The organism is Streptomyces vilmorinianum (assembly GCF_005517195.1).
Taxonomy (GTDB): domain Bacteria; phylum Actinomycetota; class Actinomycetes; order Streptomycetales; family Streptomycetaceae; genus Streptomyces; species Streptomyces vilmorinianum.
This window is the reverse complement of record NZ_CP040244.1, coordinates 2,210,294-2,223,016: the sequence shown is the minus strand read 5'-3', so window position 1 is coordinate 2,223,016 and position 12,723 is coordinate 2,210,294. Positions and strand designations below refer to the sequence as shown.

Below are 12,723 nucleotides of genomic sequence, written 5' to 3'. Positions count from 1 at the left end.
ACGGTCACACGCCCGCGCGCAGGTTCAGCGCGGGCGTGTACCGCCGCACCCGGCTCTCGACGAGACCGGGGTGGTGGTGGACCTTCGCCCAGAGTCCCGTGTCGGCGCCGTCCGCGGCCTGCCACTCCTCGAAGGCCCGCACGCTCTCCCACTCGGCGTAGTTGAGGACGCGCGTGCCGTCGGTGGAGAGGTGGAAGTGGGCTCCGATCCCGCCGGGGGCCGGCCGTTCACCGGCGTCGGCGTCCATCGCGGCGAAGACGTCGTCCACCCAGGTCCGCTGCCGCGCGGAGTCGGCCCCGTCGAACACCGCCTCGGCGACCACGACGAGGCCGGGCGTGACGAGGTCGGGCGCGGCCCCGGCGCTCTTCTCGCTCAGCACGGCGGAGCGGTAGGGCGGACCGTAGCGGTGGAGCGCCACCCGGTCGATGCCGGGCACCGCCGCGTCGATCTCGGCGTTGCGGTCGTCCCGGAACGTCCGTACGAAGTCGTCGTAGGCCTCCTCCGCCGTCCACTGCGAGTAGTGGAGCAGGGTGTCGCCGTCGTCGCCGATGAGCACGGTGTACGAGAGCAGTCCGCCGTCCGGCCAGTCCCTGCTCTCCCACGTCTCGGCGATGGCGTCCACGGCGGCCCGCTGCCGCTCGGGCGTGCCCACGCGCCAGGTGCTGGCGAGGACGGCCCCCACTCCCGGCCGGTACGGATCGGGGCCGGAATCACGGCGGACTACGGTGTTCATGACGGGTCCTCCTGTCGTCGATGCCCCCAGCCTCCAAGCTCAACCGCACTTGAGGTCAAGGGTTCCCGGCGAGATCATGCGGTCATGATCCTTCGCCCCGCCTCGCGTGCCGAACTGCCCGCCGTCCTCGCCCTTCTCGCCGACGAGGAGAAGGTCGTCGACCCCGCCTCGATCACCGTCACCGCGGCCTACGAGCGGGCCTTCGCGGAGATCGAGAGCGATCCGCGCAACGAGATGCTGGTGTTCGTGGACGGCGACGACGTGGTCGTGGGGTGCCTGCAGGCGACGTACATCCCGGGCCTGGGCAGGGGCGGCGCCGAGCGGGCCCTGATCGAGGCGGTACGGATCAGGGCCGACCGGCGCGGCGGCGGGCTCGGCCGGGAGCTGATGGCACGGGCGGTGGAACGGGCGCGCGCACGCGGCTGCGGGCTCGTCCAGCTGACGAGCGACAAGCGACGGACGGAGGCCCACCGCTTCTACGCCTCCCTGGGCTTCGCCCGCAGCCACGACGGCTTCAAGCTCACCCTCTCGTCAGCCTGAGGGTCACCCTTCAGCAAGACTTACCCCTCAGCCCAAGAAGAACTAAGTAGACCTTCACCGTCCATTGCGTCGAGACTGCCGGGATGAGCACTGAACGCCCCTTCGGCCGAGCCCTCTGCGCGATGATCACGCCCTTCACCGCCGCCGGCGAGCTGGATCTCGACATCGCCCGCGAGCACGCCGCCCACCTGGTCTCCGAGGGCTGCGACGGGCTCGTCCTCAACGGCACGACCGGCGAGTCCCCGACCACCACGGACGAGGAGAAGTCGGCGCTGATCCGGGCCGTCCGCGAGACCGTCGGCCCCGCCCTCCCGGTGCTCGCGGGCGTCGGCACCGCCGACACCCGGCACACGGTCGAGCTGGCCCGGCAGGCCGAGAAGTCCGGCGCGGACGGGCTCCTCGTGGTCACGCCGTACTACAGCCGTCCCCCGCAGGCCGCCGTCGAGGCCCACTTCCTGCGGGTGGCGGACGCGACCGATCTTCCGGTGATGCTGTACGACATCCCCGGCCGCACCGGCACCCGTATCGAGCCCGCGACGCTGCTGCGGCTCGCCGCGCACCCGCGGATCGTCGCGGTGAAGGACTGCGCCTACGACCTGCTCGGCTCGGCCAAGGTGATCGCCCGGACCTCGCTCGCGTACTACTCCGGCTCCGAGGAGCTGAACCTGCCGCTGTACGCGGTGGGCGGCGCCGGCTTCGTCAGTACGGTGGCCAATGTGGCGCCCCGTCAGATGCGGGCCGTGCTCGACGCCTTCGACCGGGGCGACACGACCGACGCGACCCGGCTGAACGCGCTCACACTCCCGCTCGCCGAGCTGATGATGTCCTCGGGCCTGCCGGGCACCGTGACGGCGAAGGCGCTCCTCGGCGACTTCGTACGGGAACCGCTGCAGCCCGCCGACCGGGAGGCGGTCGACGGGCTGCGGGCGGCGTACGAGGATCTGGTCCGGGCACTGCCGGCTCAGTCGAACACGTAGGTGGTGCCGAGCACCGCCGCGTGTTCGAGGACGTCCTCCAGCGGGTCGTCGATCTGACCGGTGTGCAGCGAGAGGCTGGGACCGTTCGAGACGGTGGGGCCGTTGTGCGTGCGGGTGTGCGTCTCGTCCGCCGAGGCGGCCCCGGCGGACAACAGGACGGCCGCCACGCTCAGCGCTCCGACAACGGTGGGCCTCGTCCTCATATCGACTCCTCGCCTTGTCTGCTCGTGTGACCTGCGTCGTTCTGCTAACGCAGCGTCACACGACCAGGTCACGCTCAGTTGTGGCTGTGGAGGATCTCGTTGAGTCCGCCCCAGACCGCGTTGTTCGGGCGGGCCTCCACGGCGCCGGTCACCGAGTTGCGGCGGAAGAGGATGTTCGAGGCGCCGGAGAGCTCGCGGGCCTTGACGATCTGGCCGTCGGGCATCGTGACGCGCGTACCGGCGGTGACGTACAGGCCGGCCTCGACGACGCACTCGTCGCCGAGCGCGATGCCGACGCCCGCCTCGGCGCCGATGAGGCAGCGCTCGCCGATGGCGATGATCACGTTGCCGCCACCGGAGAGGGTGCCCATGGTGGAGGCGCCACCGCCGATGTCGGAGCCGTCGCCGACGACGACACCGGCCGAGATGCGGCCCTCGACCATCGAGGTGCCGAGGGTGCCGGCGTTGAAGTTGACGAAGCCCTCGTGCATGACGGTGGTGCCGGCGGCGAGGTGCGCGCCGAGCCGGACGCGGTCGGCGTCGGCGATGCGGACCCCGGCGGGGACGACGTAGTCCGTCATCCGCGGGAACTTGTCGATCGAGGTCACCTGGAGGTGCAGGCCCTCGGCGCGGGCGCTCAGGCGCACCTTCTCGATGTCGTCGACGGCGACCGGGCCGAGCGAGGTCCAGGCGACGTTGGCGAGCAGACCGAAGACGCCGTCGAGGCTCTGGCCGTGCGGCTTGACCAGACGGTGGCTGAGCAGGTGCAGGCGCAGGTAGGCGTCGTGCGCGTCGAGCGGCTTGTCGTCGAGCGAGGAGATGACGGTGCGGACGGCGACCACCTCGACGCCACGGCGGGCATCCACGCCGAGGGCCTTTGCGGCGCCCTCACCGAGGGCGTTGACGGCGGCGTCGGGGGTGAGCCGCTCGGTTCCGGCGGGCCCGGGCGTGTCGGTCAGCTCGGGGGCGGGGAACCAGGTGTCGAGAACGGTGCCGTCACCGGCGATGGTGGCGAGGCCGGCGGCGACGGCGCCGGTGGTGCGAGGAGCAGTGGTCATACGGAAAACCTAACGGTCGGGCCCCCGCGCGGGCCAACCGGTCTCAGGTGGCGGTCGGGTCCCCTGGCGGAACCGCCAAGCCCGCCGGGCCGCCGTTCGGCGATTCGCCCCGGCCGTTCGGCGGTTCGCCCCGGCCAGGCGGGAGGTCCGGCCACGGAGCCCCGCACGCGGGTCCGTCGGGTGCGGCGCCCGCTCCTGGCGGTACCGCCAGGACCCGGCCCAGCATCTCGCGCGCGTACTCCTCGTCGTACTCCGCGCCGGTCAGGAGCACCTGCAGACAGATGCCGTCCATGAGCGCGACGAGCGCGCGGCCGGTGACGGGATCGGTGCGCCGGGAGAGCACCTCGGTGGCGGCCTCGGTCCACTCGGCGGCGACGGGGCGCAGGGCCGGGCGGCGCAGGGCGGCGAGGTAGAGCTCGTACTCCAGCTCCACCCCGGTCCGCTCGCCGCCGATCCACTCCCCCATCAGCCGGGCGAGTTCCCGCGCGACGTCGGCCCCGGGGCGGGCGAGCGCCTCGCTCTCGCGCAGCTCCCGCCCGAAGCCCTCGTTGGCCTGGCGGAGCGCGGCGACGAGGAGTTCGTCGAGGGAGGAGAAGTGGTACGTCGTGGAGCCGAGCGGCACGTCCGCCTCGGCGGCGACCGTACGGTGGCTCAGCCCGGCGATGCCCCGGGCCGCGACCACCCGCAGGGCCGCGTCGACGATCCGCTGCCGCCGCTCGGGGTCGTGGCGGCGGGGGCGGCGCGGCCGGTCCATCAGTGCGCTCCGCCCATGTTGAGCACCAGGACACCCGCGATGATCAGCAGGATGCCTGCGACCTTGGCGACGCTGAGGGTCTCGTTCATGAAGAGGATGCCGATGGCGGCGACGGCGGCGGTGCCGACCCCGGACCAGATCGCGTAGGCGGTGCCGACCTGGAGGGTCCTGAGCGCCTGGGCGAGCAGGGCGAAGGCGATCAGATAGCCGGCGACGGTGATCAGAGAGGGCCAGAACCTGCTGAAACCCTCGCTGTACTTCATCGACGTCGTGGCGACGATCTCCGCCGCTATGGCGCCCGCCAGCAGCCCGTATCCCATGCGTACGATCGTACACAACAACTGCCGCTACGGTGTGCGCATGACATATCCCTCGGGGCCGTACGGCTACGGCTATCCACCCCCGCCACCACCGCCACAGCCGGGCGTGATACCTCTGGCGCCGCTGGGTCTCAGCCAGATCCTGACCGGCGCCTTCACCACCGTGGGCCGCTACTGGAAGCAGCTGCTCGGTGTGGCCGTGATCGCGTACGGCGGCGCCACGCTGCTGGTCGTCGCGGCACTCGGCATCGCGTACGCGGTCGTCGGCGACCACCTCCCCGGGGTGTTCGACCTGCCGCGGGGAGCGCACCCGTCCTGGGAGGACGGCCGTCCGCTCCTGATCGCCTTCGGCTGCGTCTGGCTCGTCGCCATGATCGGGCTACTGCTCGCGAGCGGCGTGGTGTACGCCGCCTCGCCGGCCGTCGTCCAGGTGGCGGTCCTGGGGCACCCCACCACCCTGCGCGCGGTCTGGCGCCGCTCGTGGTCGCGCATGCCGGCGGTGCTGGGCACGGTCTTCCTGACGGGTCTTGTCCTGCTCATCCCGACCGTCGTGTTCCTGGCGACGTTCGCCGGGCTGATCGTGGCCATCGGGGGCGGCAGCCCGGTGACCCTCGTGGCCATGTCCGTCGGAGGTGCGATGCTGGCCGTCCTCCTGACCGCCCCGCTCCCGATCTGGCTCTGGGTGAAGTTCAGCCTCGCCCCCACGGCGGCCGTCATCGAGAGCCAGGGCCCGCTGGCCGCGATGCGCCGCTCGTCCCAGCTGGTCCGCGGCTCGTGGTGGCGGATCTTCGGGGGCACGCTGATGGCCGGTGTCATCGCGGCGGTGATCAACTGGGCGCTTCAGCAGGTCTTCGGCGCGCTGGTCTCCGCCCCGCTCTCCTTCACGGAAGGCGTGGAAGCCAAGTCCGCCACGGAGATCCTGCTTCTCCTCGCGCCCTTCCTGGTGATCGCGATCATCGGCTCGCTGATCGGCCAGTTCGTCTCCTCGATCCTCCCCCCGCTGGTGACCGGCCTCCTCTACATCGACCGGCGCATCCGCACGGAGGACCTCGCCCCGACCCTCGCCCAGGCGGCGGCCGAGGCACCCCCGTTCAGTCGGTGAGCGACCTCTTCGGCCGCAGCACGCAGAACTCGTTGCCCTCGGGATCGGCGAGGACGACCCAGCTCACGTCCTCGCCCTGCCCGACGTCGACCCGCCGGGCCCCGAGCCCGACGATCCTGGCGACCTCGGCGTCCTGATCGTCGGGCGCGAGGTCGATGTGGAGCCGGTTCTTGACGGTCTTGGACTCGGGCACCGGCAGGAAGCACATCCCGGGCCAGGAGTCCTCGTCGGCTCCGATGACGATCTCGTCCTCCGCCTCGAAGAGGATCTTCCAGTCCAGGACCTGGGCCCAGAAGCGCGCCTGGGCGGGAAGATCGTGGGCGTCGACGGCGAGGTGGTACATGCGAACGGCCATGCCCGCCAGTCTGCCTGGCGTGCATGGCCGTTCATACGCAAGAAACGGTCGGACGTCCGAAAATGGTCAGACGTTGAAACCGAGCGCGCGCAGCTGCTCGCGGCCGTCGTCCGTGATCTTGTCCGGGCCCCACGGCGGCATCCAGACCCAGTTGATCTTCAGCTCGTTGACGATGCCGTCGGTGGCGGCCTTCGCCTGGTCCTCGATCACATCGGTCAGCGGACAGGCCGCGGACGTCAGGGTCATGTCCAGCGTCGCGACGTTGGAGTCGTCGATGTGGATGCCGTAGATCAGACCGAGGTTGACCACGTCGATGCCCAGCTCGGGGTCGACGACGTCGTACAGCGCCTCGCGGACTTCTTCTTCGGAGGCCGGCTTCATCGTGGCCTCGGCGTTCTCGGTCATGCCGACTCCCTCTCAGCGCCGTCACCCAGAGCCTGGGCCGTCGCGTCCTTCCACGCCATCCAGCTGAGCAGCGCGCACTTGACCCGGGCCGGGTACTTGGAGACACCGGCGAACGCGACCGCGTCCTCCAGGATCTCCTCCATCGCGTCGTCCGGCTCGATCTGGCCCTTGGACTGCATCAGCTCCAGGAACGTGCCCTGGATCTTCTGCGCCTCGGCCAGCTCCTTGCCGACGAGCAGCTCGTTCAGGACCGAGGCCGAGGCCTGGCTGATCGAGCAGCCCTGACCCTCGTACGAGACGTCCTCGATCCGCGAGCCGTCGTACTTCACACGGAGCGTGATCTCGTCGCCGCACGTCGGGTTGACGTGGTGCACCTCGGCGTCGCCGTCCCGAAGACCGCGCCCGTGCGGGTGCTTGTAGTGGTCCAGGATGACGTCCTGGTACATCGAATCCAGCTTCACGAGATCCCCTAGCCGAAGAAGTTCCGTACGTGCTCCAGACCCTCGACCAGGGCGTCGACCTCGGCCGGGGTGGAGTACAGATAGAACGACGCCCGCGTGGTCGCAGGAATTCCGTACCTCAGGCAGACCGGCCGCGCGCAGTGGTGGCCGACCCGGACCGCGATGCCCTGTTCGTCGAGGACCTGACCCACGTCGTGCGGGTGGATGTCGCCGAGCACGAAGGAGATCGCCGCGCCGCGGTCCTCGGCCGTGGTGGGGCCGATGATCCGCAGGTCAGGAACCTCCTGGAGGCGGCGGACGGCGTACTCGGTGATCGCGTGCTCGTGGCGCGCGATGTTCTCCATGCCGATCGCCGACAGGTAGTCCACCGCCGCGCCGAGGCCGACGGCCTGCGCGATCGGGGGCGTACCCGCCTCGAACTTGTGCGGGGCCGGCGCGTACGTCGAGGAGTGCATCGAGACGGTCTCGATCATCTCGCCGCCGCCGAGGAACGGAGGCAGGTCCTCCAGGAGCTCCTGCCGTCCCCACAGCACGCCGATGCCGGTCGGGCCGACCATCTTGTGGCCGGTGAAGGCCACGAAGTCGGCCTGCAGCGCCTGCACGTCGAGCACCATGTGCGGGGCGGCCTGCGAGGCGTCGATGCAGACCAGCGCACCGACCTCCTGCGCACGCCGGATGATCGTCTCGACCGGGTTGATCGTTCCCAGCAGGTTCGAGACCAGCGTGAACGAGACGATCTTGGTCTTCTCGGTGATGACCTCTTCGATGTTCGAGAGGTCGAGACGACCGTCGTCGGTGAGACCGAACCACTTCAGCTTCGCGCCCGTGCGCTGCGAGAGCAGCTGCCACGGCACGATGTTGGAGTGGTGCTCCATCTCCGTGATGGCGATCTCGGTCTCGTGGTCCACGCGGTAGGGCTCGTCGGCCCAGCCCAGCATGTTGGCCACGAGGTTGAGCGACTCGGAGGCGTTCTTGGTGAAGATCACCTCGTCGCGGCTCGGCGCGTTGATGAACGCCGCGACCTTGTCGCGGGCGCCCTCGTACAGCGCCGTCGCCTCCTCGGCGACCGTGTAGACGCCGCGGTGGACATTGGCGTTGTGACGCTCGTAGTACGTGTTGAGCGCGTCGAGCACCTGGCGCGGCTTCTGCGAGGTCGCCGCGGAGTCCAGGTACACGATCTTCTTGCCGTCGTGGACCGTGCGATCCAGGAGCGGGAAGTCCTTGCGGATCGCCTCGGTGTCGAGGAGGCCGGAGAGCCCCTGATGGGCAGATGTCACGCGGATACGCCACCCTTCGTGCTGTACGCCTCGTAACCCTCGTTCTCCAGCTTGTCGGCGAGCTCGGCGCCGCCGGACTCGACGATGCGGCCCTCGGAGAAGACGTGAACGAAGTCGGGCTTGATGTAGCGGAGGATCCGCGTGTAGTGCGTGATCAGCAGGGTGCCGACCTCGCCGGTCTCGCGGACGCGGTTGACGCCCTCGGAGACGATGCGCAGCGCGTCGACGTCGAGGCCGGAGTCGGTCTCGTCGAGGATCGCGATCTTCGGCTTGAGGAGCTCCAGCTGGAGGATCTCGTGGCGCTTCTTCTCACCGCCGGAGAAGCCCTCGTTGACGTTGCGCTCGGCGAAGGCCGGGTCCATCTGGAGCTTCTCCATGGCCTCCTTGACCTCCTTCACCCAGGTGCGCAGCTTGGGGGCCTCGCCGCGGACGGCGGTGGCGGAGGTGCGCAGGAAGTTGGAGACCGAGACGCCGGGGACCTCGACCGGGTACTGCATGGCCAGGAAGACGCCGGCGCGGGCGCGCTCGTCGACCGACATCTCCAGGACGTCCTCGCCGTCCAGGGTCACGGTGCCACCGGTGATCGTGTACTTCGGGTGGCCCGCGAGGGAGTACGCCAGGGTCGACTTGCCGGAGCCGTTGGGGCCCATGATGGCGTGGGTCTCGCCCTGCTTCACGGTCAGGTCGACGCCCTTGAGGATCTCACGGGGGCCGTTCTCGGCCTCGACGGAGACGTGCAGGTCGCGGATTTCAAGCGTTGCCATGGGTGACTCAGGACTCCTGGGTGACGGAGACGAGCACATCGTCCCCTTCGATCTTTACGGGGTATACGGGGACGGGGCGCGTCGCGGGAAGGCCGGACGGCTTGCCGGTGCGGAGGTCGAAGCTGGAGCCGTGCAGCCAGCACTCGATGGAGCAGTCCTCGACCTCGCCCTCCGAGAGGGAGACGTTGGCGTGCGAGCAGATGTCGTTGATCGCGAACACCTCGCCCTCGGTGTGCACGAGCGACACCGGCGTGCCGTCGACCTCGACCCGCTTGGGGGTGTCGGTCTCCAGCTCGCTCAGTGCGCAGACTCGGACGAAGGCCATCAGACGGAAGCCTCCAGCTCGGCCTCGATCTTCGCGATGAGGCGTTCCTCGACGTCCGGCAGGCCGATCTGCTGGACCAGCTCGGCGAAGAAGCCGCGCACGACGAGACGGCGGGCCTCCTTCTCCGGGATACCGCGGGCCATCAGGTAGAAGAGCTGCTCGTCGTCGAAGCGGCCGGTCGCCGAGGCGTGACCGGCGCCGACGATCTCGCCGGTCTCGATCTCCAGGTTCGGCACGGAGTCGACGCGGGCGCCGTCCGTCAGGACCAGGTTCCGGTTGAGCTCGTAGGTGTCCGTGCCCTCGGCCTTGGCCTCGATGAGCACGTCGCCGATCCAGACGGCGTGCGCGTCCTGGCCCTGCAGCGCGCCCTTGTAGGCCACGTTGGACTTGCAGTGCGGGGTGTTGTGGTCGACCAGGAGGCGGTGCTCCTGGTGCTGGCCGCCGTCGGTGAAGTACAGGCCGAAGAGCTCGGCCTCGCCGCCGGTGGCCGCGTACCGCACGCGCGGGTGGATGCGGACGAGGTCGCCGCCGAAGGTCACCACGACCGACTTGAACGAGGCGTCGCGGCCGACCAGCGCGTTGTGCTGGGCGACGTGGACGGCCTTCTCGTCCCAGTCCTGGACGGAGACGACGGTGAGCTTGGCGCCGTCGCCGAGGAGGTAGTCGACGTTGGCGGCGAGCACCGCGTCACCGGTGTGGTCGATGACCACGACGGCCTCGGCGAACGCGCCGAGCTCGATCACCTGGTGGCCGAAGGCGACCCCGCCCTGGCCGTGCACGGCGATGCGGATGGGCTCGCTGAGGACGGCCTCCTTGGCGACGGTGACGACCGAGGCCTTCTCGAAGGAGGAGTACGCCTGGGCGGCGACGCGGTCGACCGGCGTGCCGGCCTTGCCGAGCCGCGCGTCGTCACGGCCGACGGTCTCCACGGTGACGCCCTCGGGGGCTTCGATCTCGACCTTGACGCCCTCGCCGGAGGCGACGGCGGTGCCGTCGTGCAGGCCGCGCAGGCGCTCCAGCGGGGTGAACCGCCACTCCTCCTCGCGACCGTGCGGGACGGGGAAGTCCGCGACGTCGAAGGACGGGGGCGCGCTCATGCGCGTGGCGACGGTGGACTCGGCGGCCACCGCGATCGAGCCGGCGGTGGTGGAGCCCGCCGGGATGTTCTGAGCCTCAGCCATGGCTGTCGTCTTGCTCTCTTCCTACGTTTCGATCCTCGGCCCGCCGCTGGGGGCGGGCCGCTAGCTGGTGGTGGGGCGCCGGCGCGTCAGCCGACGGCCCCTTCCATCTGCAGCTCGATCAGCCGGTTCAGCTCGAGCGCGTACTCCATCGGGAGCTCCTTGGCGATCGGCTCGACGAAGCCGCGCACGATCATCGCCATCGCCTCGAACTCGGTCATGCCACGGCTCATCAGGTAGAAGAGCTGGTCCTCGGAGACCTTGGAGACGGTGGCCTCGTGCCCCATGGAGACGTCGTCCTCGCGGACGTCCACGTAGGGGTACGTGTCCGAGCGGGAGATCGTGTCGACGAGCAGCGCGTCGCAGAGCACGTTCGACTTGGCGCCCGGGGCACCCTCGCCGATCTCGATGAGACCGCGGTAGGAGGTGCGGCCGCCGCCTCGCGCCACCGACTTGGAGACGATGTTGGAGGAGGTGTTCGGGGCCATGTGGACCATCTTGGCGCCGGCGTCCTGGTGCTGGCCCTCGCCCGCGAAGGCGATGGACAGGGTCTCGCCCTTGGCGTGCTCGCCCATCAGGTAGACGGCCGGGTACTTCATGGTGACCTTGGAGCCGATGTTGCCGTCGACCCACTCCATGGTCGCGCCCTCGTAGGCCACGGCGCGCTTGGTGACCAGGTTGTAGACGTTGTTCGACCAGTTCTGGATCGTCGTGTAGCGGCAGCGGCCGCCCTTCTTCACGATGATCTCGACGACCGCGGAGTGCAGCGAGTCGGAGGAGTAGATCGGGGCGGTGCAGCCCTCGACGTAGTGGACGTAGGCGTCCTCGTCGACGATGATCAGCGTCCGCTCGAACTGGCCCATGTTCTCCGTGTTGATACGGAAGTAGGCCTGCAGCGGGATCTCGACGTGCACGCCCTTCGGCACGTAGATGAACGATCCGCCGGACCACACGGCCGTGTTCAGCGAGGCGAACTTGTTGTCGCCGACCGGGATGACCGTGCCGAAGTACTCGCGGAAGAGCTCCTCGTGCTCCTTCAGCGCGGTGTCGGTGTCGACGAAGACGACGCCCTGCTCCTCCAGGTCCTCACGGATCTGGTGGTAGACGACCTCGGACTCGTACTGGGCCGCGACACCGGCGACGAGGCGCTGCTTCTCCGCCTCGGGGATGCCGAGCTTGTCGTACGTGTTCTTGATGTCCTCGGGCAGGTCCTCCCAGGACTCGGCCTGCTTCTCGGTGGACCGCACGAAGTACTTGATGTTGTCGAAGTCGATGCCCGACAGGTCGGAGCCCCAGCTGGGCATGGGCTTCTTGTCGAAGAGGCGCAGACCCTTCAGCCGCAGCTTCAGCATCCACTCGGGCTCGTTCTTCTTCGCGGAGATGTCGCGGACGACATCCTCGTTCAGGCCGCGCTTGGCGGCGGCACCGGCCGCGTCGGAGTCGGCCCAGCCGTACTCGTACCGACCCAGGCCCTCGAGCTCGGGGTGGCTGATCTCGGTGGTCATGCGGGGTTCCTCCCGGCCGTGCTTGCGGATGCTTCTGATGGGGTGGTCTGTGGGGCGCCGTGCGGGATGAACGTCGTACAGACGCCGTCACCATGCGCGATGGTGGCGAGACGCTGGACGTGCGTTCCCAGGAGGCGGGAGAAGATCTCCGTTTCCGCCTCGCACAGCTGGGGGTACTGCTCGGCGACATGGGCGACCGGGCAGTGGTGCTGGCAGAGCTGCTCGCCGACCGGCGCGTTCCGCGCAGTGGCAGCGTACCCGTCGGCGCTCAGGGCCTTGGCAAGCGCCTCCGTGCGCTGCTCGGGGGCCGCCGTCTCGACGGCCTCGCGGTAGGCCACGGCCTGGTGCTCGAGCCGGTCGCGGGCGAAGGCGGCGACCGCCGCCTCCCCCGCAGCCCCTCCGCCGGCGGACTTTTCGATCCAGCGCAGGGCGTCCATGGCCAGTGAGTCGTACGACTGGTCGAAGGCGTCCCGGCCGCAGTCGGTCAGTGCGAAGACCTTGGCGGGGCGGCCACGGGTGCGGGCGCCGTACACGCGCTTCTCGCGGGCTTCGACGACATTGTCCGCGACGAGCGAGTCGAGATGGCGGCGGACGGCCGCCTGGGTGAGGCGGAGCCGCTGCGCGAGATCGGCGACCGTCGACGGCCCGTGGTCCAGGATGGACCGCGCGACCCGGTTGCGCGTGGATCGCTCACCGGTCGCGAGTTCCTCCACCGGAGCCGCGTCGACGTTTTTCACAACGCCATTGTTGCGTAATTCCGCGAGCA

16 protein-coding genes and 1 pseudogene are annotated in these 12,723 nt (G+C 69.8%); 3 read left to right on the top strand and 14 right to left on the bottom strand.

Going from position 1 to position 12,723, the window contains the following annotated elements; all coding sequences use genetic code 11:
- Positions 1 to 4 precede the first annotated feature (4 nt).
- Positions 5 to 733, bottom strand: coding sequence for an antibiotic biosynthesis monooxygenase (locus FDM97_RS10370; protein WP_137990115.1), 729 nt, complete (start codon positions 731 to 733; stop codon positions 5 to 7).
- Between the two features lie 84 nt (positions 734 to 817).
- Here FDM97_RS10370 and FDM97_RS10365 point away from each other — a divergent pair, with 84 nt between their 5' ends.
- Entirely contained in the window at positions 818 to 1,273 is a 456-nt protein-coding gene (locus FDM97_RS10365) for a GNAT family N-acetyltransferase (protein ID WP_137990114.1), read from the top strand.
- Between the two features lie 83 nt (positions 1,274 to 1,356).
- On the top strand, positions 1,357 to 2,250 hold the full coding sequence (dapA, locus tag FDM97_RS10360; protein WP_137990113.1) for a 4-hydroxy-tetrahydrodipicolinate synthase: 894 nt from the start codon (positions 1,357 to 1,359) through the stop codon (positions 2,248 to 2,250).
- Here dapA and FDM97_RS10355 read toward each other — a convergent pair.
- From FDM97_RS10355 to FDM97_RS10340, 4 genes and pseudogenes are all read right to left on the bottom strand, one after another.
- Positions 2,235 to 2,453 carry a hypothetical protein gene (locus tag FDM97_RS10355; RefSeq protein ID WP_137990112.1) on the bottom strand — a complete coding sequence of 73 codons (219 nt, stop codon included), beginning with the start codon at positions 2,451 to 2,453 and terminating at the stop codon, positions 2,235 to 2,237. The two genes, dapA and FDM97_RS10355, sit on opposite strands and share 16 nt — an antisense overlap.
- A gap of 74 nt (positions 2,454 to 2,527) precedes the next feature.
- Entirely contained in the window at positions 2,528 to 3,511 is a 984-nt protein-coding gene (gene dapD / locus FDM97_RS10350; protein WP_137990111.1) for a 2,3,4,5-tetrahydropyridine-2,6-dicarboxylate N-succinyltransferase, read from the bottom strand.
- A gap of 184 nt (positions 3,512 to 3,695) precedes the next feature.
- Positions 3,696 to 4,265: pseudogene (locus tag FDM97_RS10345) on the bottom strand (TetR/AcrR family transcriptional regulator); the annotation flags it as partial.
- Positions 4,265 to 4,585, bottom strand: a complete 321-nt coding sequence (locus FDM97_RS10340; RefSeq protein WP_137990109.1) for a DMT family transporter — start codon at positions 4,583 to 4,585, stop codon at positions 4,265 to 4,267. The gene FDM97_RS10340 and the pseudogene FDM97_RS10345, both read right to left, overlap by 1 nt.
- A 40-nt stretch (positions 4,586 to 4,625) precedes the next feature.
- Between FDM97_RS10340 and FDM97_RS10335 the strand changes: the two genes are divergently transcribed.
- Positions 4,626 to 5,687 (top strand): oxidoreductase, encoded by a 1,062-nt coding sequence (locus tag FDM97_RS10335; RefSeq protein ID WP_137990108.1) that lies wholly within the window; start codon positions 4,626 to 4,628, stop codon positions 5,685 to 5,687.
- On the opposite strand, the gene FDM97_RS10330 is transcribed toward FDM97_RS10335, so the two are convergent.
- From FDM97_RS10330 to FDM97_RS10290, 9 genes are all read right to left on the bottom strand, one after another.
- Positions 5,677 to 6,042, bottom strand: coding sequence for a VOC family protein (locus FDM97_RS10330; RefSeq protein ID WP_137990107.1), 366 nt, complete (start codon positions 6,040 to 6,042; stop codon positions 5,677 to 5,679). The two genes, FDM97_RS10335 and FDM97_RS10330, sit on opposite strands and share 11 nt — an antisense overlap.
- Before the next feature lie 66 nt (positions 6,043 to 6,108).
- Positions 6,109 to 6,447, bottom strand: a complete 339-nt coding sequence (locus FDM97_RS10325) for a metal-sulfur cluster assembly factor (RefSeq protein ID WP_046907888.1) — start codon at positions 6,445 to 6,447, stop codon at positions 6,109 to 6,111.
- On the bottom strand, positions 6,444 to 6,908 hold the full coding sequence (gene sufU, locus FDM97_RS10320; protein ID WP_137990106.1) for a Fe-S cluster assembly sulfur transfer protein SufU: 465 nt from the start codon (positions 6,906 to 6,908) through the stop codon (positions 6,444 to 6,446). The genes FDM97_RS10325 and sufU overlap by 4 nt, the downstream gene beginning before the upstream one ends.
- Before the next feature lie 8 nt (positions 6,909 to 6,916).
- Positions 6,917 to 8,185, bottom strand: coding sequence for a cysteine desulfurase (locus FDM97_RS10315; RefSeq protein WP_137990105.1), 1,269 nt, complete (start codon positions 8,183 to 8,185; stop codon positions 6,917 to 6,919).
- Positions 8,182 to 8,949: a Fe-S cluster assembly ATPase SufC gene (gene sufC, locus FDM97_RS10310; RefSeq protein ID WP_137990104.1), complete on the bottom strand. Its 768-nt coding sequence runs from the start codon at positions 8,947 to 8,949 to the stop codon at positions 8,182 to 8,184. Before sufC ends, FDM97_RS10315 begins: the two co-directional genes overlap by 4 nt.
- Before the next feature lie 7 nt (positions 8,950 to 8,956).
- The gene (locus FDM97_RS10305; RefSeq protein WP_137990103.1) at positions 8,957 to 9,274 is read right to left on the bottom strand and encodes a bifunctional 3-phenylpropionate/cinnamic acid dioxygenase ferredoxin subunit; all 318 of its coding nucleotides are present in this window, start codon (positions 9,272 to 9,274) and stop codon (positions 8,957 to 8,959) included.
- Positions 9,274 to 10,455 (bottom strand): Fe-S cluster assembly protein SufD, encoded by a 1,182-nt coding sequence (gene sufD / locus FDM97_RS10300; protein ID WP_137990102.1) that lies wholly within the window; start codon positions 10,453 to 10,455, stop codon positions 9,274 to 9,276. Before sufD ends, FDM97_RS10305 begins: the two co-directional genes overlap by 1 nt.
- Before the next feature lie 86 nt (positions 10,456 to 10,541).
- The gene (gene sufB, locus FDM97_RS10295; protein WP_137990101.1) at positions 10,542 to 11,957 is read right to left on the bottom strand and encodes a Fe-S cluster assembly protein SufB; all 1,416 of its coding nucleotides are present in this window, start codon (positions 11,955 to 11,957) and stop codon (positions 10,542 to 10,544) included.
- Positions 11,954 to 12,694: a helix-turn-helix transcriptional regulator gene (locus FDM97_RS10290; protein WP_137990100.1), complete on the bottom strand. Its 741-nt coding sequence runs from the start codon at positions 12,692 to 12,694 to the stop codon at positions 11,954 to 11,956. Before FDM97_RS10290 ends, sufB begins: the two co-directional genes overlap by 4 nt.
- Positions 12,695 to 12,723: the final 29 nt, after the last annotated feature.